Origin of the sequence: Leifsonia sp. 1010 (genome assembly GCF_031455295.1) — a bacterium.
In the GTDB taxonomy this organism is placed as follows: domain Bacteria; phylum Actinomycetota; class Actinomycetes; order Actinomycetales; family Microbacteriaceae; genus Leifsonia.
On sequence record NZ_JAVDSL010000003.1, the window covers coordinates 252,255 to 272,101 of the forward strand.

The following is a 19,847-nucleotide window of genomic DNA, read 5'->3' on the forward strand; positions in this document are numbered from 1 at the left end:
GCGTAATGAACGGAAACGGCATCACCGGCGCCACGGCGTCGGAGATCGCGGCGAGCGTGCGCGCGCTGCACGAGCGCGGTGCACTGCGCCGGGGCGACGCCCTGCCGCCGGTGCGCGAACTCGCGGCGCAGCTGCAGGTCAACCGCAACACCGCCGTCGCCGCCTACCGTCTGCTGGCGCAGGCCGGCGTCGTCACGGCGCGCGGCCGGGCGGGCACCGTGATCGCCGGGGTCGAGGCGGTCGCGCAGGAGGGCTACGCGCAGGACAGCGTCCTCCGCGACATCGGGACGGGCAATCCGGACCCGCGCCGCATCCCCCAGCCGTCCGCGGCGCTCGCCGGCGCCATCGGACGACCCGTCCTCTACGGCGAGCCCGTCATCGACCCGGCCCTCGAAGAGCGCGCGCTCGCCTGGGTGCGCGACGACCTTCCCGACCAGACGGTGCGCATCACTGTGACCAACGGGGCGGTGGATGCGGTCGAGCGTCTGCTCGCCCAGGCGCTGCTCCGCGACGACGCCGTGGCCCTGGAAGATCCGTGCTTCCTGGCGAGCATCCACACCGTCCGGCTCGGCGGGTATCGGGCCGTCCCGGTTCCGGTGGATGCGGAGGGCATGACCGTGGACGGCCTGCGTGCGGCGCTGGCGGCGGGCGTCCGTGCCGTCATCTGCACGCCGCGGGCCCAGAATCCCACCGGCGCGACCCTCTCCCCCGCACGCGCCGCCGAACTCCGCGCGGTGCTCGCCGACCATCCCTACGTGCTCGTCATCGAGGACGACCACTTCTCGATGCTCTCGCAGCGGCGCTACGAGACGCTGATCGGCCCCGGGCACCGGCGCTTCGCTCTCATCCGCTCGGTGTCGAAGTTCCTGGGGCCGGACATGTGCCTCGCCGTCGCGGCCACCGACCCGGAGACGGCCGAGCGCCTCGCCTTCCGGCTGAGCCCGGGCACGACCTGGGTCAGTCACATCCTGCAGCGGCTCGTGCTCGCCCAGCTGACCGACGAGGCGGCTCTCGCCGAGATCGCCGACGCGGGCCGGCACTACGCCGAGCGGAACAGCGCCTTCGCGGCGGAGCTGACCGCGCGCGGGCTCCCCGCCGAGGCGGCGGACGGGCTCAACCTGTGGGTCGAGCTGCCGGTGCAGGCACGGACGGTGGCGGAACGCCTGATGCGGCGCGGCTGGCTGGCACGGACCGGCGACGAGTTCCAGCTCGCCGAGCATCCCGACCCGTCGCACCACCTGCGCCTGACCGTGCACGACCTCGCCGCCGAGGAGAGCGCGCGACTGCTCGACGACCTGGTGGATGCGGCGCGCTGAGCCCCGGATCAGGTGAGAGGATCGAAGGATGAAGATCCTCTCGATCCAGTCCGCGGTCGCCTACGGTCACGTCGGCAACTCCGCCGCCGTCTTCCCGCTGCAGCGCATCGGCGTCGAGGTCCTGCCCGTCTACACGGTGAACTTCTCCAACCACACCGGCTACGGCGCGTGGCGCGGACCGCTCATCTCCCCCGACGACGTCCGCGACGTCATCACCGGCATCGAGGAGCGCGGCGTGCTCGGCCAGATCGACGCCGTGCTCTCGGGCTACCAGGGCAGCGAGGGCATCGGCGACGTCATCATCGACGCCGTCGCCCGCGTGAAGGCGGCCAACCCGGACGCGGTCTACGCCTGCGACCCGGTGATGGGCAACGCGAAGTCCGGCTGTTTCGTCGCTCCGGCCATCCCGGTGCTGCTGCGGGAGCGCGTCGTGCCGGTGGCCGACATCATCACGCCGAACCAGTTCGAGCTCGGGTTCCTGACCGAGACGTCGCCCGACACCCTCGAGTCGACGCTGGAATCGGTGGATGCGGCCCGCGCGATGGGCCCGAAGACCGTGCTGGTGACGAGTGTCGAGCGACCGGATGCTCCGGCCGACACGATCGAGATGCTCGCCGTCGACGACGCGGGCGCGTGGATCGTGCAGACGCCGCGCCTCCCGATGAAGGCCAACGGCTCGGGCGATGTCACCGCCGCGCTGTTCACCGCGCACTACGTGCGGACCGGCGACGCGGAGCTGGCCCTGCGGAAGACCGTGTCGAGCGTGTTCGACCTGCTCACGCGCACCCTGGAGTCGGGCGAGCGCGAACTGCAGCTTGTCGAGTCGCAGGACTCGTACGCCAACCCGCGCGAGCAGTTCGCGGTGACGCGCGTGCGCTGACCCGCCTCCCCGCACCAACAGCTCCTGAGTTTTTCGCGCAGATCGCCGCTAGAACGGCGAAAAACTCAGGAGCTGTCGGCTAGGGACGCGGCCAGGCGTCTGCGATGGCCGCGCGGACCTCTCCGAGCAACTGGGGCAGCGCCTTCGTCTTGGCGATGATCGGCAGGAAGTTCGCGTCCTGAGCCCAGCGCGGCACCACGTGCTGGTGCAGGTGCGCCGCGATCCCGGCGCCAGCGACCTCGCCCTGGTTCATGCCGATGTTGAAGCCGTCGTTCTTCGACACCTGACGGATGACGCGCATCGCCGTCTGGGTGAGGCTGCCGATCTCGGCGACCTCCTCCGGCGTCGCCTCGTCGTACGTGGCGATGTGGCGGTACGGGCACACGAGCAGGTGGCCGCTGTTGTAGGGGAACAGGTTCAGCAGCGCGTACGTGTGCGTTCCGCGTGCGACGATCAGCGCATCCTCGTCGCTCATGCTCGGGGCGACGCAGAACGGGCAGTCGTCCTTGCCCGGCTGCTGGCCGTGCTGGATGTAGACCATCCGGTGCGGGGTCCAGAGCCGCTGGAACTCGTCCGGGACGCCGACGAGGTACGACGGGTCGTCGACCCGGACGCGATCAGCGTCCACGCTGTCCCGGATCGCCCCGTCGGCCGCGCCGGCTCCGTTCGGGTCGTCGGACGTCCCGTACGAGTCGAGGTTCAGTCGTGCCATGCCGTGTCGACCAGCTCGTGCGAGCGGATGCTCTCGACGATCCGCTCGATCGCCTCGTCGACGGTCACGCCGTTGCGCTGCGTGCCGTCGCGGAACCGGAAGCTGACCGTGCCCGCCGACGCATCCTCTTCGCCGACGATCAGCTGGAAGGGCACCTTGGCCTTGGTGTGGGTGCGAATCTTCTTCTGCATGCGATCGTCGGAGTGGTCGACCTCGGCGCGCACGCCGCGGGCGCGGAGCCGCGAGATCACGTCGTCGAGGAACGGCGCGTACTGGTCGGCGACCGGGATGCCCACGACCTGCACCGGCGACAGCCAGACCGGGAACGCGCCGGCGTAGTGCTCCAGCAGGATCGCGAAGAACCGCTCGATCGAGCCGAGCAGCGCCCGGTGGATCATCGCCGGCTGCTTGCGCGTGCCATCCGCCGCGTTGTACTCCAGCTCGAACAGCTCCGGCTGGTTGAAGTCCAGCTGGACGGTCGACAGCTGCCAGGTGCGGCCGATCGCGTCGCGCGCCTGCACCGAGATCTTCGGTCCGTAGAACGCCGCCCCGCCCGGGTCGTCCACGAGCTCCAGACCGGATTCGATCGCGACCTCACGCAGCGTCTCCGTCGCGGTCTCCCAGCTCTCGTCGCTGCCGACGTACTTGTCCGGGTCCTTGGTGGAGAGCTCCAGGTAGAAGTCGGTGAGGCCGTAGCCGCGCAGGGTCTCGAGCACGAACTCGAGCTGGCGGGCGACCTCGTCCTTGATCTGGTCTTCCGTCACGTAGATGTGAGCGTCATCCTGAGTGAGGCCGCGGACGCGCGTCAGCCCCGACAGGGTGCCCGACTTCTCGTACCGGTACACCGTCCCAAACTCGGCGAACCGGAGCGGGAGCTCGCGATAGCTGCGGCCTCGGGCGCGGAAGATCAGGTTGTGCATCGGGCAGTTCATCGGCTTCAGGTAGTAGTCCTGGCCCTGCCGAGTGATGTTGCCCTCCGCGTCGCGCTCCTCGTCGAGGTGCATCGGCGGGAACATCCCCTCCTTGTACCAGTTGAGGTGCTGGCTGGTCTCGAAGAGGTGCGCCTTGGTGATGTGCGGTGTGTTGACGAGCTCATAGCCGTTGGCGATGAGCCGGTCGCGCATAAAGTCCTCGATCTCCTTGCGGATGATCCCGCCCTTCGGGTGGAACACCGCCAGGCCCGAACCGATCTCGTCGGGGAAGCTGAACAGATCCATCTCGGCGCCGAGCTTGCGGTGGTCGCGCTTGGCGGCCTCCTCCATGCGGGTCTGATAGGCGCGCAGCTCCTCCTTGCTCGCCCAGGCGGTGCCGTAGATGCGCTGCAGCTGCTTGTTCTTCTCGTTGCCGCGCCAGTAGGCGGCCGCGACGCGGGTGAGCGCCCAGCCGTTGCCGATCATGCGGGTGTTCGGGAGGTGCGGACCGCGGCAGAGGTCCTTCCAGACCGTCTCCCCCGTCTTCGGGTCGACGTTGTCGTAGATGGTCAGCTCGCCGGAGCCGACCTCGACCGACTCGCTCTCGTCGAAGGCGGCGGTGTCTCCGTGCTGGACGCCACCTTTGAGGCCGATGAGCTCCAGCTTGTACGGCTCGTCGGCGAGCTCCGCGCGTGCCTCCTCGTCGGTGACGACGCGACGGACGAAGCGCTGGCCCGCCCGCTGGATGCGCGCCATCTCCTTCTCGAGAGCCTTCAGATCCTCCGGGGTGAACGCCTCGAGCACGTCGAAGTCGTAGTAGAAACCGTCCGTGATGGGCGGCCCGATGCCCAGCTTCGCCTCCGGGTTCACGGCCTGCACGGCCTGCGCGAGGACGTGCGCCGTCGAGTGGCGCAGGATGCTGAGGCCGTCGGGCGAGTCGATGGTGACCGGCTCGACCTCGTCGGTCGTCGTGACGGTGGTCGCGAGGTCCTTCAGCTCACCGTTGACGCGCATCGCGACAACGGAACGGTCGGTGAAGAGCTCGAAGCCGTCGGCCACCTGTCCACTCCTTGTTCGTGGGTCGATTGGGAACCCTCCAACTCTAGCCGGGTGCGCAGAGGAGCCGATGACCGGCGGCCGCTGGTCCGCCGCGCGGTCCGCACCTACGCGCTGAGGCGCGGGTAGTCGGTGTAGCCCTCGGCACCGTCTCCGTAGAACGTGGCCGGGTCGGGCTGGTTCTCCGGGTGCTCGCCCTTCCATCGCTCCACGAGGTCCGGGTTGGCGATCGCGAGGCGGCCGACGGCGACAGCGTCCGCGTGCGCGTCCTCGACCAGTGCGGTCGCCTCGTCTCGCGTCGTGATCGAGCCGAACCCGCTGTTCACGATGAACGGGCCGCCGAAACGCTGTCGGAGGTCCTGCACGAGTTCGCCGGTCGGCTCTCCGTGCAGAACGCTCACGTAGGCCAGGCCCAGCGGGGCGATCCCGTCGACCACGGCTCGATACGTTGCGGTCGCGTCGGCGAGGTCGGTCTCGAACACATCCTGGATGTTGTGCATCGGCGACAGGCGGATGCCCACCCGCCCGGCGCCGACGGCCGCGGCAACCGCGCTCGCGACCTCGACGACGAACCGAGCGCGCGCTTCCGGAGAACCGCCGTACTCGTCGGCACGGACGTTCGAGACCGGCGAGAGGAACTGGTGCAGCAGGTAGCCGTTCGCACCGTGCAGCTCGACCCCGTCGAAGCCGGCCGCGATGGCGTTCTCCGCCGCGGCGACGAACTCATCCCGAACCGTGGCGAGCTCCTCCGTCGTGAGTGCGTGCGGCACCGGGTACGCGACTTTACCCGCGGCGGTGCGGGCCTGGCCGTCGATCGCGACCGCGCTCGGGGCGACGACGCGCTCGGTGTCGGTGATGAGTGGATGCGAGACCCGGCCGCCGTGCATCAGCTGCATGACGATGCGGCCGCCTCGGGCGTGCACCGCGTCGGCGACTGCACGCCACCCGGCGATCTGCTCGTCCGTGACGATGCCCGGCTGGCCCGGGTACGCGCGGGATTCGTGGCTCGGATAGGTGCCCTCGGAGATGATCAGACCCACGCTCGCCCGCTGCGCGTAGTGCTCCGCCACCAGTGGCCCCGGGATGCCCGCCTCGCCCGCGCGGGTGCGCGTGAGGGGCGCCATCACGACGCGGTTGGGAAGGTGGAGGTCTCCGAGCGAGACGGGAGAGAACAGATCCATTGAGGGGATGCCTTTCGGGGTGCGGATGCGTGAGACCGGGTCGGGGTCAGCAGGTGCGCGGTCGGAGCGCGACCTTGGCGGCAACGGGCGTTCTCGTCGACGTATTCCGTCGCCCAGGAGACTCTCACGCGGAATGCGTACCCCTGGTGCGCAGGAATCGGTCCCGTCACACTTGACGGAGGTGGACGAGGGAGGTTCCGGATGACCGCGACCGCTCGACATGCGATCAAGCCGCTGACTCTGGAGACGTATCCGGCGTGGCTGGCGCTCGCGCAGAAGCACAACGGCGTGTGGGGCGGGTGTTACTGCTCGTACTTCCACGGCGACACGGAGAACACCGTCAAGCGCGAGTACGACGGTCCGACCTTCAAGCGGCGGCTCGTGGCGGAGGGCGTGGCCCACGCAGCACTCGTCTTCGATGGTGACGATGCGATCGCCTGGTGCGAATACGGAAGTCCCGCCGAACTGCCGAACATCTATCACCGCAAGCAGTACGACGCAGGCGAGACCCGGCCCGCGCCGTGGCGCATCACGTGCTTCTTCGTCGACCGCGACCACCGTCGTATCGGGGTGGCGCGAGAGGCACTGGATGGGGCGCTCGAACTGATCGGACAGGCCGGTGGCGGCGAGGTGGTGTCGTTCCCCAACGAGCTCGCACCCGGGAAGCGAACGTCGTCGTCGTTCCTCCACAACGGCACGAGGGCGATGTTCGAGAAGGCGGGGTTCACCTTCGAGCGGCACATCGGAAAGAGCAAGACGGTGATGCGCATCACGGTCCCGCCGTCGGCGGGCTGACACCGGCACCTGCGACGAGGTCTCTGCGCTCACCGTCGATCATGCGCTCGTACACTCGGCACATGCGGACGCATGACGTGATCGTGATCGGTGCCGGGCTCGCGGGGCTGCGATGTGCCGCCGAGCTGGCCGCCCAGGGCCGCGAGGTGGTCGTGCTGGAGTCCTCGGACCGTGTCGGCGGCCGCCAACGGACCGACCGCGTCGACGGCTTCACGCTCGACCGCGGCTTCCATGTGCTGAACACCGCGTACCCGGCGGTCCGTGCGGCGGTGGACGTCGACAGCCTCTCCGTCGCGGCGTTCCCGACGGCGGTCAGCGTCCGTCGCACGGACGGCTCGATGGCCACCCTCGCGCATCCACTTCGGCATCCGGGCCTGATTCCGGCGACACTCGCCAGCGGTCTCGTCACACCACGCGACCTCGTCGGGCTCGCCCGGTGGCTCGGTCCCATGGTCTTCCGTCCGCGCGCTACGGTCGCGCGGCCGGATCGCACCGTCGGGCGGGGCTGGGACGAGGCCGGCCTGACCGGCGCGCTCCGCACCGAGGTGCTGTCGCCCTTCTTCGCGGGAGTTCTCGCCGACTCGTGGGAGTCGACGTCAGACACGTACGTGCGCCTGCTCGCCCGATCGTTCCTCCCGGCCGCCGCGGGCCTGCCCCGCGACGGCATCGCCGCGCTCCCGAACGCAGTCGCGTCGCGCGCTCGTGCGGCGGGAGCGGACATCCGGCTCGGCCGCGCCGTGAGCCGGCTGCGGCGGAGCGACGATCGATGGGAGGTGGATGCGCTCGGCGAGCACACACTGCGGGCACGCGACGTCGTCGTGGCTGTGGCGGCGGACGCAGTCGAAGGACTCGTGGACGTGCCTGCGCCATCCACTCGGGGATTGCAGACCTGGTGGTTCGCGGCGGAGGAAGCTCCGGTCTCCGGGTTGCTGACGATTGATGGGAGTCGCGAAGGCCCGATCGTCAACGCACTGGCGATCTCCGCCACGATCCCGGAGGCGGCGCCGCCCGGCCACCACCTCGTGCAGGCGACCTGCCTGTTGACTCCTGGCAGCGCAGCGAGCGAGGCCGACGTGCGTGCCCAGCTCGCACGGCTGTACGGCCCGGCCTCGTCATCGTGGCGGCTCCTGCGTCGTGACGACGTCCCGCACGCGCTCCCCTCTCTGCCGCCGCCGTTGCGGCGCTCGTCGCCCACTCGCATCGGCCCCGGCCTGCATCTCGCGGGCGATCACCGCGAGTCCCCGTCGATCCAGGGCGCCCTGCACTCGGGACTGCGGGCGGCGAGATCGGTGGTTGCCGGGCGATAGCGGGCTAGGCAGCCGTGGTGCCTGCGCGGTTCTCGGGCTGCGCCCTACCTAGACCTTTCCAGTGCCAAGCTGATGGTGTGACCTTCCTGCACCTGGCACATCGATCCGACTGGGATTCGGCTCTACAGTCAGGCGAATATCGCACGTCGACACGCGGAGCGTCGATTGACGAAGTCGGTTTCATCCACGCCTCTTATGCGCATCAGTTGGCGCGAGTGGCAGAGGCTCTTCACGCCGACGACCCCTCGGAGTTGTGCGTCTTGGTTATCGACGAGGAGCTCGTCCGCGCCGACAACGTCGAAGTGATCGAGGAAGACGGTGGGGAGGGCGAACTGTTCCCTCACATCTACGGATCGATCCGACCGGCCTGGGTGACAGACGTTCGCGCGGCTGGGTTCGACGCAGATGGCACATTTCACTGGACGAATTGAACTCCGCCCGCGATCCTGTTTGCGCCTGAACTCCGCAGCCGTCTCTGTCGGCATAGCGGACCAGAAACGACGAAACCCCCGGAAATCCGGGGGTTTCTCTCTGTGGGCGATACTGGGATCGAACCAGTGACCTCTTCCGTGTCAGGGAAGCGCGCTACCGCTGCGCCAATCGCCCGAGCCTGAACGCGAAGCTCAGGATCGAGGTGGATACGGGATTCGAACCCGTGTATACGGCTTTGCAGGCCGCTGCCTCGCCTCTCGGCCAATCCACCGAACGCCACAACACGGAAAAACCCGTACCGTACCTGAGAGGCCCGATCCGAAGACCGGGCCGACTCGAGCGGATGACGAGACTCGAACTCGCGACCCTCACCTTGGCAAGGTGATGCGCTACCAACTGCGCTACATCCGCATTTCGCCCCGCAGTTCCCTGCGGCACTTGAAAGACTCTAGCCGATCCGGAGGCGCAAGACAAAACCGATTACGCCCGCCGGGTGTGTCGCCTACGGCCGCGTTCGGGTGCTTCGTGTCGATGTGCATCGGGGCGCCGGAGTCGGCTAGTATCGAATCTCGCAGCACACGGGCGATTGGCGCAGTTGGTAGCGCGCTTCCTTCACACGGAAGAGGTCATCAGTTCGAGTCTGGTATCGCCCACCAGAGAAAACCCCCGGTCCGCCGGGGGTTTTTCATTTCTTGTCCTGGGCTGGCCCCGTCGAGTGCCCGCATTCGCGACACCGCGTGCGTATAGCGACGTCGGCCGCACGCGTTCGGGATGAACGTCGACGGTTTCCGCGCCCGCCCCGCAGGTACTGAATCACCCGGATGATGCGAGCGGCGGTGTGAGCAGCACCGCGACGACCGCGAGCGCTGCCACCGTGACAATCACTCCGGTGAGAACCACCAGCCACACCCGCTGCCCGGCCGTGCGGGCCGCGAACCCGGAAGCAACAGCTGCTCCGGCAAGCACGACGAGCGACATGAGTCCCCAAACCTGCGCCTTGAAGATCGTCTCGCCACCGTTGGCCTCGGCGATGCTGCTCCGGTAGGGGCCGGGCCAGCCGTAGCGGAGCGCATGCTGCCACTCCCCGTACGCGGACGCGGCCGGGACGACGAGGACGACGGCTGCGGCTCCGAAGATGAATGCGGCCGCGCGGGCACGATTGAGTTCCGCGTTCGATCGACGTGAGGGCACGTTACTCATCCTCCAGACGCTATCGCTCGTCCCCGCGCCGGGCCATTCGTGTCTCCACCCGATCCCCCGGTACTTTGTTCGATGGGGGACATCGATGAATGGATTTCGTGGCCGGGTCGCCGGTGCCACTGTGCTTGCGGCGTCGCTCGCGTGCGCCCTGTCCGGATGCCAGCTCGGCGATTACACCGCCGTTCCTCGTGACTGCGAAGCCATCGCCGAGCCCTTCACCCGCTGGCTCGCCGACCAGCCGCTCGTGACCTCCGCGACCGTCGTCTCAGCGAAGGCGGTCGTCGACACGGACAGCTGCGACCTCACTGTGCGTGCCGTCGTGCCCGACAGCGCCACGAAAGCCCAATTCCTGCCGCTCGGCCGGGCGATCCAGCGGCACCTACCGGCCCATGCCTGGACGACGGTCGAGATCGCCCACGGCGAGTCCACCGAATTCGTCGACTTCCGGACGGAGCTGGACGACATCAGCTGGTGAAGCGGGCGCTGGACGCGTGTGCATTTCTCCAGCAGGATGGGTCTCGATGAGAGTCTGCCCGAGGTCGCCGCGATCGCTCACCGCGTGGCTGCTGCGATGACCACTGAAGCGGATTCCGAGCTCGCGGCACAGCCGACCGCGAAGGTCCGCTGGTATCGACGCCGGCCACCGGCGAGCATGCCGCCATTCGCGCGGACCGTATGGTGGGCCGGGCACGGGCAACTCTTCCTCGCGGCCGCGTTCGCACTCCTGGGTCCCGTCGGTCTGGCGCTCGTGCCGAACCGCGAGATCGCCGCGTTCGTCGCCCCGCCCGGGTATCTGCTCACCGCGATGGCGGCTCCTCTCGCCTGCTCCGGGCTGATGCTCCGCCGTTTCTCCCTCGAACTCGCGAAGGATTCGACCAGCCTGGCGTGGCGGATCGTGGAGCTTGCTTTCGTCGTGCTCCTGATCGCGGCGCTGTCCATCGCCTTCGTCTGGCTAGACATGGTCATCCTCATCCTCTCCATCTTCGCGATCATCGGCGGCGTGAGCTGAGCAGCGCGCGCCGACGCACTACAGGTGGTCGGGAACCGTCGGGTTGAGTCGGTTGAGCGCCTCGAGCATCGGCGTGAAGTCTCGGCGCTGGGTGGGAACCACGACAGATGCGTGCCCAGTCCCCCGCAGCACCCACATGGACGACGCACCGACGTATCGCCCAACGCGCTCGATCGCATCCACGGGGATGCTGCCGCGCCGAAGCGGCGCTCGCCAGTTCAGGGTGCGGCCGACGAGTTCGACCCGGAACGCGACTCGGAAAAGCCACCAGTACATGCTCCAGCCGAGCGCAAGGAACCACAAAGCGGCAAACCACACCGGTGGCCCGGGCTGCCCGCTGATGGTGCGAACCGCGAGGAAGATCCCGGCGATCACCAACACGGTCATCACGAACAGCACGAAGGCGATCTGAAGGACCGGCTGGGACCAGGTCACGTCGGCGCTCTGGTGATCGGTATCGCGCGATGTCATGCTGCCTTCCCGTAAGAATCTGCTCCCGAAGGCTACCAGCGACCCCGGCTCACACCCGGCTGAGCAGCGGCCCCAGCCGTACCGCGGTGTCGGCGACCAGCGACACCAGCCCGTCGCGGTCCGCCAGGCGCGCGGCAGGGAGCGCCAGCGCGAGGCCGGCGACCAGGCGCTGGTCGTCGCCGCGCACCGGGACGGCGAGGCAGCCGAAACCCGGGACCAGCTCGCCCTCCTGCGTCGTGAACCGGGTGGGTGACGGCACGGCCCGCGCGGCCTGCTCCGCCAAGAGGAGCCGGCCGAGGGCGGAGACGCTGAGGTCCGACTGGATGCGCTTGGGGTCCGAGAGCGGGAAGTCCGGGTCCACATCCACGGGCACCACCCGGTCGGCTCGGTAGACGGCCAGGTGCACGCCACCGCGGATGCGCCCGCGCAGGTCGGCGACCGCCTCGCGCGCGGTCGCTGCCGCATCCTGCGCGTGAGCGACATCGGCCAGCTCGGCGACCTTGCGGCCCAGGGCGAAGCCGCGGAGGTCGGGCATGCGCACGAGGTACTCGTCCTGCACCAGCAGATTCAGGATGCGGTACGCCGTCGCCCGCGGCAGGCCCAAGCGCGCGGACAACTGCTGCGCGGTGATCCCGGGCCCCGCACGCGCGACCTCCTCCAGCACCGCGAACGCGCTGTGCACCGCGCCCGGCTGTCGTCCGCTCAGCTCTGGGATGGCGTTCATGGCGCCCCGCCGAGCACGTCCCCCATCGTCGGCTCGTCGTACAGGCCGATGCGCCGAAGCGCGTCCGGCCTCCGGCGCCGGCACAGCGCCCACAGCGCGAACGCGACGACCGCCACCCCGGCCAGCAGCAGGACGGCGAGGGCGCGGTCGCCGGAAGCCTCGAGCCAGAGGTCGAGCGCGAGGGCTGCCACGAGACCCGCGGCCGCGACCGCAGCGGCGACGGCAGGACCGGCGGTCAACTCGCCGATCCGGCGCAGGAAGAACGGCGTCGCGACGCAGACGAGCGCGTACGCGGTCATGTACCCGGCCGCGGCGCACACGACCACGACGCCCATGGCCTGCCACGCCCCCATTCCGGCCAGCACGAGGACAGCGGGCATGGCGACCTCGACCGCGACTCCCACCGCCAGTGCGACGTACGGGGTCCGGAAGCGGCGATGCGTGCGCCCGAGGGCGCGCGGCGCGATCCCCTCGCGGCCGAGGGAGAACAGGACGCGGGCGAGCGCCGTCGTCGAGGCCAGGGCGCAGGCCAGGAAGGAGCAGGCGAGCGCAGCATCCAACAGCAGGCCGATCCACTCGACCCCCGCACGGGCCGCCAGGTCGTTCACCGGGCTGTCGCTGGCCACCAGGTCGCCGCCGAGCGCCTCGAAACCCGCCAGCTGCGTGTAGGCGGAGAGCAGGTACAGCAGTCCCGCCGCGATCACGGTCCAGCGGATGGTGCGCGGGATGGTCGCGAACGGTCGCCGCGACTCCACGCCGAGGGTCGCAGCGCTCTCGAAGCCGACGAAGGCGGTGACGGCGACGGTCGTTCCGGCAGCGAGTTCCGGGATGCCGACCGAGCGGGGCAGCGCGACGGCCGCGAACGACGAGCCGGGCACGCGGACGAGCAGCACGACGATCAGCACCAGGATGCCCGCGATCGACAGCAGCTCGATGACGAGCGTGACCCGGGTCGACAGCCGGATGCCACGCCACAGCACCAGCAGGCAGACGGCACCGAACCCGGCCAGCAGCAGGAGCACCAGCCCGCGCGAGCCGGTCACACCCGGGACGGCATGAGCGAGCAGCGTCAGCCCGTAGTAGGCAGCGCCCAGCAGGGCGAACATCGCGACGAATCCGTAGCCGACGATCATTGCGGCGCTGGTCGCGAACCCGGCCCGAACCCCCAGGCCGCGTGCGGCGAACGTATAGAGGGAGCCGGTGGCGGCCATCCGCCGGGTGAACTGGTTGACGGCGTACGCGACAAGCGCCATCAGCACGCCCGCAAGGAGGAACGCGAGCAGCGTGCCCGATCCGGCACGCGCGGCGACGAGCACAGGGCAGGTGGCCGCGGCAGCGGAGGGCGCGACGGCGCCGACCGACTGGGCCAGCACATCCACGAAACCGAGACTGCGGCGGTCGAGACCGGCCATCGGCGAGCGCGCAGCCAGGCCGTCGACCGGTGTCGGGTCGGCGATCGCTCGGCTCAGGGCCGTCACGGGGGGCTGTGCTGTCACGGTGTGCTCCTCGCCCGCGAGGCTACGGCGGGCGTGTTGCGTCCGCGTTTCGTCGGCGTCACGGGCAGGTGACCCCCGAATGCGACTCGGTCCGTCCCATTCGGCGAGCGCGGACTCTTCACAGCGGCGGAACGACCGCGCAACACCGTCTCGCGAGACTGGCGGCACCCGCCCTCTCATCCCCCCTGGAGGAACCCATGACGGCTGCACAGGAGCCTCAGGCTCTGCTCGGCGATCCGATCGCCATCCGTGGTCCCGGCGCCGCGCGCCAGCTCTCCGGCCGGCTCGGCGTCGGCTCGATCGTGTTCATGGTGGTCGCCGCTGCGGCGCCGCTCACCGTGATCGGCGGCGGCTTCCCCGTCGCCGTGCTGCTGGGCAACGGCGCCGGCGTGCCGAGCATGTTCGCGATCGGCGCCGTCATCCTGCTGTTCTTCGCCGTCGGGTTGAGTGCGATGAGCCGGTTCATCCCCCGACCGGGCGCGTTCTTCACCTATGTCGGCTACGGGATGGGGCGCCCGCTCGGCCTCGCCGCCGCCTATCTTGCGCTGCTCACCTACACGACCGTCCAGGTGGCGGTGTACGGCTACCTGGGCGCGACGCTGGAATCGTCGGTCGTTGCGCTGCACGGCCCGGACATCCCCTGGTACGTCTACTCCCTCGCGATGATCGCGCTGGTCGGAGTCCTCGGCTACCGGCACATCGAGCTGAGTTCCCGCGTGCTCGGCATCCTGCTCATCGCGGAGGTCGGGATCGTCATCGTCCTGAGTTTCGTGATCATCGGGACGGGCGGCGCGGCGGGCCTGTCGCTCGTGCCGTTCGAGCCGAGCACCGTGCTGTCGGGCTCCCCCGGCATCGGGCTCATGTTCGCGCTCGCCGGCTTCATCGGGTTCGAGTCGACCGCGATCTTCCGCGACGAGGCCAAGGAGCCGGAGAAGACCATCCCGCGGGCGACCTACATCGCGGTCATCGCCATCGGCGTCTTCTACACGTTCGCCTCCTGGGCGCTGGTGATGGGATGGGGCCCCGCGAAGATCGTGGATGTGGTCGCGGCCGACACGGGCGGCTTCATCGTGAACACGGCCGTCCACTACCTCGGATCCGTCGGCGGCGTCATCGTCAACGTCCTCCTGATCACGAGCCTGTTCGCCTGCGTGCTCTCGTTCCACAACGTGGTCACGCGCTACCAGCACTCGATGTCGAACGCGTCGGTGTTCCCGGCGGCGATCGGGCGCGTCCACGGCAAGCACTCGTCTCCGTACGTGTCGTCGCTGGTGCAGACCGCGACCGCGGCGGTCCTGATCGTGGCGTTCGCGCTGTTCCGCCTCGACCCCGTGCTGCAGGTGTTCACCTGGTTCAGTGGCATCGCGACCCTGGCGATCGTCGTGCTCATGGCGCTGACCTGCCTGGCCGTCATCGTCTACTTCGCCCGGAAGAAGACCGGAGCCGGACTCTGGCGCACGGTGATCGCCCCCGTCATCGGCCTGCTCGGTCTGATCGGTGTGACGCTCATCATCGTCGACAACTTCCCCCTGCTCATCGGCGATGTGGATGCGAAGGGCACCCCGGTGGTCGGCCCGCTGTCCATCGCCTTCTTCGCCGCCATGCTCGCCGTCCCCGTGATCGGCGTGGTGCAGGCACTCATCCTGCGCCGCAGCAAGCGCGCCGCCTACGAGAACATCATCGACACCATCAGCGCCTAGGAGACCTGACATGACGACCGAACTGCCCCTGACCCTCCCCGACGACGACACGACTACTCCCGGTCCGCTCTCCAGCCTGACGGCGGCCGAGATCGAGGCCGTGGCGCGCATCCTCCGTTCGGCCGGTGCCGTGACGGAAACGACCCGCTTCGTCTACGTCGGGCTGCTGGAGCCCGACAAGGCGGATGTGCTGGCCGCGGTGGCGGGCGACGCACCGACGCCGGACCGCGAGGCGCGCATCCTGCTGCTCGACGTCGCCACCGGCGAGAGCGTCGACGCCGCCGTCTCCCTCACCCGCGACGAGGTCATCGCGCTCGTGCCGATCGACGGCTCGCGCGGCCAGGTGCCCATCCTCGAGGAGGAGTTCGAGGCGATCGGCGGCATCCTCGCCGCGGACGCCGGCTGGCTGGCGGCCCTCGAGAAGCGCGGGCTGGTGAGCGAGCAGGTCGTCTACGCTCCCCTCTCCCCCGGCTCGTACGACATCCCCGGCGAGGAGGGCCGACGGATCATCCGCGTCTTCGCCTTCCGGATGGACCACGCCGAGGACCACCCGTGGGCGCACCCGGTGGACGGGCTGTGCGCTTACGTCGACGTCATCGCCCGAGAGGTCACCCAGGTGGTCGACGCGTTCGAACTCCCCGTCCCCGAGGAGCCGGGCAACTTCCACCTGGAGTCGGAGCGCCCCGCCCCGCTCGACACGCTCAAGCCGATCTCGATCACCCAGCCGGAGGGACCGAGCTTCGCGGTGGACGGAGACACGGTCACCTGGGCGAACTGGTCGTTCTCCCTCGGGTTCGACGCCCGGGAGGGACTCATCCTGCGGAACCTCGGCTTCGCCGACCCCGACCAGGGCGGCGAGGTGCGTCCGGTGGTCTACCGCGCATCCATCGCCGAAATGGTCGTGCCCTATGCGGACCCCTCCCCGACGCGGTACTGGCAGAACTACTTCGACACCGGCGAATACCTGTTCGGCCGGTTCGCGAACTCGCTGACACTCGGCTGCGACTGCCTCGGCGAGATCCGCTACTTCGACGCGGTGCTGTCCGACGAGTTCGGCCGGCCGAAGACGATCGAGAACGCGATCTGCATGCACGAAGAGGATTACGGGACGCTCTGGAAGCACACGGACCTGTTCACCTCGGCGAATGAGGTGCGACGGTCGCGGCGGCTCGTGATCTCGTTCTTCACCACGGTCGGCAACTACGACTACGGCTTCTACTGGTACCTGTACCTCGACGGCACGATCGAATGCGAGGCCAAGCTCACCGGCATCCTCTTCACGTCGTCCTACGTCGAGGGCTCGGCCACCGCGAGCGAGGTGGCGCCCGGGCTCGGTGCGCCCTACCACCAGCACCTGTTCTCGGCACGGCTCGACATGATGGTGGACGGGCTGGCGAACGCCGTGGAAGAGGTGGATGCGGTGCGCCTGCCGGTCAGCGAGAGCAACCCGTACGGCAACGCCTTCACGAAGCGCGCCACGCGCATCCTGAGCGAGGCGGACGGCGCACGGGAGGCGGACGCGTCCGTCGGCCGCACCTGGCACATCGTCAACACGGAGAAGACCAACCGGCTCGGCCGGCCCACCGGATACGTGCTCCACGCGGAGCAGAACCCGACGCTGATGGCCGACCCCTCCGCCACCGTCACCGCCCGGGCCGCGTTCACGACGAAACAGCTGTGGGTGACGCAGTACGCCAGCGACGAGCGCTACCCCGCCGGTGAGTTCGTCAACCAGAACCCGGGAGGCGACGGACTGCCCGCCTACATGGCGGCGGACCGGCCGCTCGACGGGGAGGACATCGTCCTCTGGCACACCTTCGGGCCGACCCACTTCCCGCGCCCGGAGGACTGGCCGGTCATGCCGGTCGACTACGCCAAGTTCACGCTCAAGCCGTACGGCTTCTTCGGCCGGAACCCCGCCCTCAACGTGCCGGCGGAGGCACCCTCGCATTGCGCGCCGGGGCACCACGGGCACGGGGAGGCCCACGGCGGCCACGGCGACCACCCGCACCACGGATGATCGAGGCCCTGCACCTCGGCAGCATGCTCCCGGCGACGCTGGGGGCATGCTGCGTGGCGGGGAGTGCCGACCGCCGCTCCCCGCTTGCGTGGTTCGGGATGCTCGCCATGCTCGCGGCGATGGCGGACACGATGCTGCTGCCGCATCCCCTCGTAGCTCCCGTGGTGTGGGCCGCGTTGCTGGTGGCGACGGGGGTCGCGACGGCTGTGGCGCTGCGATTGTGGCCGGCGGGGCGGCGCGGGGCGGGTGACGCGCAGGCGGCGCATCCGGCTCATCCCGCTCGGGCGATGGCGCTGCACCGCGCGCTGCAGGCGATCCTGATGGGCGGGTTGATCGTCGCGGCGGGTGCGCACCACGCTGCGGCGGGCGGCGGACACTCCGCCCACGGGGTGAACGTCATCGCGGCGCTGGGAGTCGCCGCGCTCGCCTTCGCGGTGGCGTCCGGGCTCCTGGTGTTCCGCCGGCGGCTTCCGCTCCTCCCGCGCGCCGAGGCGGCACTCGGGGCGGCCTCCGTCGCGCTGATGTCGCTGCCGCTGCTCGTGTAGCGCCACATTCGTGCCGAATGTGCGGAAAGACGCCCCCAAAACGCACATTCGGCACGAATGTCGGCGCGCTCAGGTCCGCAGCGTCGGCCAGCGGCCGTCGTCGACGAACGGTTCGAGCTCGATGAGCAGTGTGCCGTCCTGGCGGAAGCACGACGGCAGGTGCTTCACGTCGTCGTCCGCGGTCTGCTCCTCCGCCTCGCCGGTGCGACGGTCGTACCAGCCGTGCAGGTGATCCCAGGTGGCGAACAGGACGAGATGGTGGTCCGTCTCGTTGTCGACCCACGCCCGGGTGATGGTCGGGATGCCGGTCTCCCGCGCGACGCGGCGGGTGCTCTTCGCACTCAAGGTCTGGATGGTCATGGCCGTCAGTGGGGAGCGTCCTATCGGCTGCCCGTCAGCCCACCGGCTCACCGCCAGCCGTAACGCGAGGCAAGCGCCCGGCGCACGGTGTCGAACCGGCGCGCATCGAGTGCAGCGCCCTCGCGGCGCATGCCACCCTGCTGCACCCGGAACACCCGGTCGAGCCGGACGAAGCTGGGGCGGTGGCGTCCGTCCCACTCCCCCGAGCCGATCGGCAGGTACTCCGGGCGTCCGGGATGCTCCTGACTGGTCAGCGCGACCGCGAGCACCGAACCGGACGGCTCGCTGGCGACCACGAGCACCGGGCGGTCCTTGCCGCGGCCGTCCGCCTCCTCGTACGGCACCCACGTCCACACGATCTCGCCGGGGTCGGCGTCGCCGTCGAGGCTGGGGTTGTACGACGTGCGGATGCGGCCAAGCCGAGACGGATCGACCTGGACGGTCTCAGCCGGCCGGCTCGGAGTCCGATCCGCTCGCGACGGACGGAACAGTGCGCCCAGGGCCGACAGGACGCTTCTCACGGATGCCACGAACGGCACCATAGCGGACCCGCGTGAGCCCGACCGTGAACCGCAAGGCGAGGGCGAGCAGCAGAGAGACGGTCGTCGCGTAGAGCAGCACGGACATCCCCGCGATCCCCTGGGCAATGAACAGGTCGAAGTTGCCGCTGTCGACCATGCCGCCGCCGATCGCGAACAGGCCGGGGAACAGGAGTCCCACCAGGCTTCCGACGATCGTCACGACGGACAGCGTCAGGGCCGGCCCGAAACGGGCGCGGGCGGCCAGGTCGACCATCGTGGCACACGCCAGGGCGGACAGCGCGCCGACGAGCATCGCCCAGCCGAGCGTGAGCACACCCGAGGCGGCGGTGGCAGCGACCAGACCGGCGAGCGCCCCGCACGCCGCGCTCGTCAGCGTCGGACGGCGCAGCACCACCGCATCCACGAGCATCCACATCAGGACTCCGGTCGCCGACGCGAGGAACCCGCCGAAGGCCATCAGTGGCGCGTACGCATCGAGGGCGCCCTCCGAACCGACGATCAGACCCAGCCAGCCGACCCAGACCAGGGCGCCGCCGATCGCGACCAGGGACGGCCGGCTCGCATGCGTCGGCAGGTGCTCACCCCTACCGCAGGCGAGCAGGATGCCGACAGCACTCCCGCCCGCGGCGAGCACCACCAGGGACCCCCCGAAGTCCACGACCTTGAGCCCGGCGACCGCCCAGCCGTCGTTGAGGGCGAAGACGCCGTACGCCACCGGCACGACCACCACCGGGAACCAGAGCACCGTGAACACGATCCACGCCCGCAGGGTCAGCCGCGAGGCGACCGCGACCCCGACGATCGCCGTGCAGAGCACCAGAACGGCCATCACGTATCCGGCGCGGGCGAGTGGGTAGGGCGACGCGTCGGCCGCGTCCGGGCCGGCCATCGACGCCAGCCCGACGTCCGGACGGCCGACGAGATGCGGGATGAGCGGGTCGCCGACGATCATGCCATACCCGCTCAGAACGGCGAGCAGCACGACGACGGCCGCGCCGACCAGTACGAACCGCAGCGCCCGGGCAGCCCGGGCGCGGCCGGCCATGCCGCCGGCGAAGAACGCCAGGCCGAACGCGGCCAGCAGCACCAGCGCGCCGCAGAAGAACAGCAGCAGCGCATCCACCTGATCCGGCGTGGCGTGTGCCATGGGCTCCCTCGGTCGAAAATGCCTGCACTCACCCTAGCGACGA

Annotated in this window: 20 protein-coding genes and 4 tRNA genes; 11 read left to right on the plus strand and 13 right to left on the minus strand. The window is 69.8% G+C overall.

Going from position 1 to position 19,847, the window contains the following annotated elements:
• Nucleotides 1-5 precede the first annotated feature (5 nt).
• Both J2Y42_RS14775 and pdxY read left to right on the plus strand, forming a co-directional pair.
• Nucleotides 6-1,316: an aminotransferase class I/II-fold pyridoxal phosphate-dependent enzyme gene (locus tag J2Y42_RS14775; RefSeq protein ID WP_309860031.1), complete on the plus strand. Its 1,311-nt coding sequence runs from the start codon at nt 6-8 to the stop codon at nt 1,314-1,316.
• Between the two features lie 28 nt (nt 1,317-1,344).
• Complete coding sequence (gene pdxY, locus J2Y42_RS14780; protein WP_309860033.1) at nt 1,345-2,196, plus strand: pyridoxal kinase PdxY; 852 nt, start codon at nt 1,345-1,347, stop codon at nt 2,194-2,196.
• Nucleotides 2,197-2,275: 79 nt separating this feature from the next.
• Here pdxY and J2Y42_RS14785 read toward each other — a convergent pair whose 3' ends face one another.
• The 3 genes from J2Y42_RS14785 to J2Y42_RS14795 form a co-directional block, all read right to left on the minus strand.
• Nucleotides 2,276-2,908: an HIT domain-containing protein gene (locus J2Y42_RS14785; RefSeq protein ID WP_309860035.1), complete on the minus strand. Its 633-nt coding sequence runs from the start codon at nt 2,906-2,908 to the stop codon at nt 2,276-2,278.
• Complete coding sequence (thrS, locus tag J2Y42_RS14790) at nt 2,896-4,878, minus strand: threonine--tRNA ligase (RefSeq protein ID WP_309860037.1); 1,983 nt, start codon at nt 4,876-4,878, stop codon at nt 2,896-2,898. Before thrS ends, J2Y42_RS14785 begins: the two co-directional genes overlap by 13 nt.
• A gap of 104 nt (nt 4,879-4,982) precedes the next feature.
• Nucleotides 4,983-6,056, minus strand: coding sequence for an alkene reductase (locus J2Y42_RS14795; RefSeq protein WP_309860039.1), 1,074 nt, complete (start codon nt 6,054-6,056; stop codon nt 4,983-4,985).
• 201 nt (nt 6,057-6,257) lie between these two features.
• Between J2Y42_RS14795 and J2Y42_RS14800 the strand changes: the two genes are divergently transcribed.
• From J2Y42_RS14800 to J2Y42_RS14810, 3 genes are all read left to right on the plus strand, one after another.
• On the plus strand, nt 6,258-6,851 hold the full coding sequence (locus J2Y42_RS14800; protein ID WP_309860041.1) for a GNAT family N-acetyltransferase: 594 nt from the start codon (nt 6,258-6,260) through the stop codon (nt 6,849-6,851).
• A 62-nt stretch (nt 6,852-6,913) separates the two neighbouring features.
• Nucleotides 6,914-8,158 carry an FAD-dependent oxidoreductase gene (locus tag J2Y42_RS14805; RefSeq protein WP_309860043.1) on the plus strand — a complete coding sequence of 415 codons (1,245 nt, stop codon included), beginning with the start codon at nt 6,914-6,916 and terminating at the stop codon, nt 8,156-8,158.
• Between the two features lie 77 nt (nt 8,159-8,235).
• Nucleotides 8,236-8,589, plus strand: a complete 354-nt coding sequence (locus tag J2Y42_RS14810; protein WP_309860045.1) for a DUF952 domain-containing protein — start codon at nt 8,236-8,238, stop codon at nt 8,587-8,589.
• A gap of 103 nt (nt 8,590-8,692) precedes the next feature.
• Here J2Y42_RS14810 and J2Y42_RS14815 read toward each other — a convergent pair.
• From J2Y42_RS14815 to J2Y42_RS14825, 3 genes are all read right to left on the minus strand, one after another.
• A tRNA-Val gene (locus tag J2Y42_RS14815) sits at nt 8,693-8,764 on the minus strand.
• Between the two features lie 26 nt (nt 8,765-8,790).
• Nucleotides 8,791-8,861 (minus strand) — tRNA-Cys (locus J2Y42_RS14820).
• A 67-nt stretch (nt 8,862-8,928) separates the two neighbouring features.
• Nucleotides 8,929-9,001 (minus strand) — tRNA-Gly (locus J2Y42_RS14825).
• 169 nt (nt 9,002-9,170) lie between these two features.
• Here J2Y42_RS14825 and J2Y42_RS14830 point away from each other — a divergent pair.
• A tRNA-Val gene (locus J2Y42_RS14830) sits at nt 9,171-9,246 on the plus strand.
• Between the two features lie 157 nt (nt 9,247-9,403).
• Here J2Y42_RS14830 and J2Y42_RS14835 read toward each other — a convergent pair.
• A complete protein-coding gene (locus tag J2Y42_RS14835) occupies nt 9,404-9,781 on the minus strand; it encodes a hypothetical protein (protein ID WP_309860047.1) in 378 nt (125 codons plus the stop codon).
• A 94-nt stretch (nt 9,782-9,875) separates the two neighbouring features.
• Between J2Y42_RS14835 and J2Y42_RS14840 the strand changes: the two genes are divergently transcribed.
• Both J2Y42_RS14840 and J2Y42_RS14845 read left to right on the plus strand, forming a co-directional pair.
• Entirely contained in the window at nt 9,876-10,265 is a 390-nt protein-coding gene (locus J2Y42_RS14840) for a hypothetical protein (protein ID WP_309860049.1), read from the plus strand.
• A 96-nt stretch (nt 10,266-10,361) separates the two neighbouring features.
• On the plus strand, nt 10,362-10,799 hold the full coding sequence (locus J2Y42_RS14845) for a hypothetical protein (RefSeq protein WP_309860051.1): 438 nt from the start codon (nt 10,362-10,364) through the stop codon (nt 10,797-10,799).
• An 18-nt stretch (nt 10,800-10,817) separates the two neighbouring features.
• Here J2Y42_RS14845 and J2Y42_RS14850 read toward each other — a convergent pair whose 3' ends face one another.
• From J2Y42_RS14850 to J2Y42_RS14860, 3 genes are read right to left on the minus strand one after another with little or no spacing between them, the layout of a single operon-like run.
• Nucleotides 10,818-11,270 (minus strand): hypothetical protein, encoded by a 453-nt coding sequence (locus J2Y42_RS14850; protein ID WP_309860053.1) that lies wholly within the window; start codon nt 11,268-11,270, stop codon nt 10,818-10,820.
• A gap of 49 nt (nt 11,271-11,319) precedes the next feature.
• Entirely contained in the window at nt 11,320-11,994 is a 675-nt protein-coding gene (locus J2Y42_RS14855) for a helix-turn-helix domain-containing protein (RefSeq protein WP_309860056.1), read from the minus strand.
• Entirely contained in the window at nt 11,991-13,490 is a 1,500-nt protein-coding gene (locus J2Y42_RS14860) for an APC family permease (protein ID WP_309860058.1), read from the minus strand. The genes J2Y42_RS14855 and J2Y42_RS14860 overlap by 4 nt, the downstream gene beginning before the upstream one ends.
• 197 nt (nt 13,491-13,687) lie before the next feature.
• Here J2Y42_RS14860 and J2Y42_RS14865 point away from each other — a divergent pair, with 197 nt between their 5' ends.
• From J2Y42_RS14865 to J2Y42_RS14875, 3 genes are read left to right on the plus strand one after another with little or no spacing between them, the layout of a single operon-like run.
• Nucleotides 13,688-15,190: an APC family permease gene (locus J2Y42_RS14865; protein ID WP_309860059.1), complete on the plus strand. Its 1,503-nt coding sequence runs from the start codon at nt 13,688-13,690 to the stop codon at nt 15,188-15,190.
• Between the two features lie 10 nt (nt 15,191-15,200).
• Nucleotides 15,201-17,210, plus strand: a complete 2,010-nt coding sequence (locus tag J2Y42_RS14870) for a primary-amine oxidase (RefSeq protein WP_309860061.1) — start codon at nt 15,201-15,203, stop codon at nt 17,208-17,210.
• The gene (locus J2Y42_RS14875; RefSeq protein WP_309860063.1) at nt 17,207-17,755 is read left to right on the plus strand and encodes a hypothetical protein; all 549 of its coding nucleotides are present in this window, start codon (nt 17,207-17,209) and stop codon (nt 17,753-17,755) included. The genes J2Y42_RS14870 and J2Y42_RS14875 overlap by 4 nt, the downstream gene beginning before the upstream one ends.
• Before the next feature lie 69 nt (nt 17,756-17,824).
• On the opposite strand, the gene J2Y42_RS14880 is transcribed toward J2Y42_RS14875, so the two are convergent.
• From J2Y42_RS14880 to J2Y42_RS14890, 3 genes are read right to left on the minus strand one after another with little or no spacing between them, the layout of a single operon-like run.
• Entirely contained in the window at nt 17,825-18,115 is a 291-nt protein-coding gene (locus J2Y42_RS14880) for a hypothetical protein (RefSeq protein WP_309860065.1), read from the minus strand.
• 47 nt (nt 18,116-18,162) lie between these two features.
• Complete coding sequence (locus J2Y42_RS14885; RefSeq protein WP_396427164.1) at nt 18,163-18,636, minus strand: type II toxin-antitoxin system PemK/MazF family toxin; 474 nt, start codon at nt 18,634-18,636, stop codon at nt 18,163-18,165.
• On the minus strand, nt 18,560-19,804 hold the full coding sequence (locus J2Y42_RS14890; RefSeq protein ID WP_309860070.1) for an ammonium transporter: 1,245 nt from the start codon (nt 19,802-19,804) through the stop codon (nt 18,560-18,562). Before J2Y42_RS14890 ends, J2Y42_RS14885 begins: the two co-directional genes overlap by 77 nt.
• Nucleotides 19,805-19,847: the final 43 nt, after the last annotated feature.

Excerpts from the sequence above, each read along its gene's own strand:
- J2Y42_RS14775 (WP_309860031.1), top strand. The coding sequence starts at position 6 with ATGAACGGAAACGGCATCACCGGCGCCACGGCGTCGGAGATCGCGGCG.
- pdxY (WP_309860033.1), top strand. The coding sequence starts at position 1,345 with ATGAAGATCCTCTCGATCCAGTCCGCGGTCGCCTACGGTCACGTCGGC.
- J2Y42_RS14785 (WP_309860035.1), bottom strand. The coding sequence starts at position 2,908 with ATGGCACGACTGAACCTCGACTCGTACGGGACGTCCGACGACCCGAAC.
- J2Y42_RS14795 (WP_309860039.1), bottom strand. The coding sequence starts at position 6,056 with ATGGATCTGTTCTCTCCCGTCTCGCTCGGAGACCTCCACCTTCCCAAC.
- J2Y42_RS14800 (WP_309860041.1), top strand. The coding sequence starts at position 6,258 with ATGACCGCGACCGCTCGACATGCGATCAAGCCGCTGACTCTGGAGACG.
- J2Y42_RS14805 (WP_309860043.1), top strand. The coding sequence starts at position 6,914 with ATGCGGACGCATGACGTGATCGTGATCGGTGCCGGGCTCGCGGGGCTG.
- J2Y42_RS14840 (WP_309860049.1), top strand. The coding sequence starts at position 9,876 with ATGAATGGATTTCGTGGCCGGGTCGCCGGTGCCACTGTGCTTGCGGCG.
- J2Y42_RS14845 (WP_309860051.1), top strand. The coding sequence starts at position 10,362 with ATGACCACTGAAGCGGATTCCGAGCTCGCGGCACAGCCGACCGCGAAG.
- J2Y42_RS14850 (WP_309860053.1), bottom strand. The coding sequence starts at position 11,270 with ATGACATCGCGCGATACCGATCACCAGAGCGCCGACGTGACCTGGTCC.
- J2Y42_RS14855 (WP_309860056.1), bottom strand. The coding sequence starts at position 11,994 with ATGAACGCCATCCCAGAGCTGAGCGGACGACAGCCGGGCGCGGTGCAC.
- J2Y42_RS14865 (WP_309860059.1), top strand. The coding sequence starts at position 13,688 with ATGACGGCTGCACAGGAGCCTCAGGCTCTGCTCGGCGATCCGATCGCC.
- J2Y42_RS14870 (WP_309860061.1), top strand. The coding sequence starts at position 15,201 with ATGACGACCGAACTGCCCCTGACCCTCCCCGACGACGACACGACTACT.
- J2Y42_RS14875 (WP_309860063.1), top strand. The coding sequence starts at position 17,207 with ATGATCGAGGCCCTGCACCTCGGCAGCATGCTCCCGGCGACGCTGGGG.
- J2Y42_RS14880 (WP_309860065.1), bottom strand. The coding sequence starts at position 18,115 with ATGACCATCCAGACCTTGAGTGCGAAGAGCACCCGCCGCGTCGCGCGG.
- J2Y42_RS14890 (WP_309860070.1), bottom strand. The coding sequence starts at position 19,804 with ATGGCACACGCCACGCCGGATCAGGTGGATGCGCTGCTGCTGTTCTTC.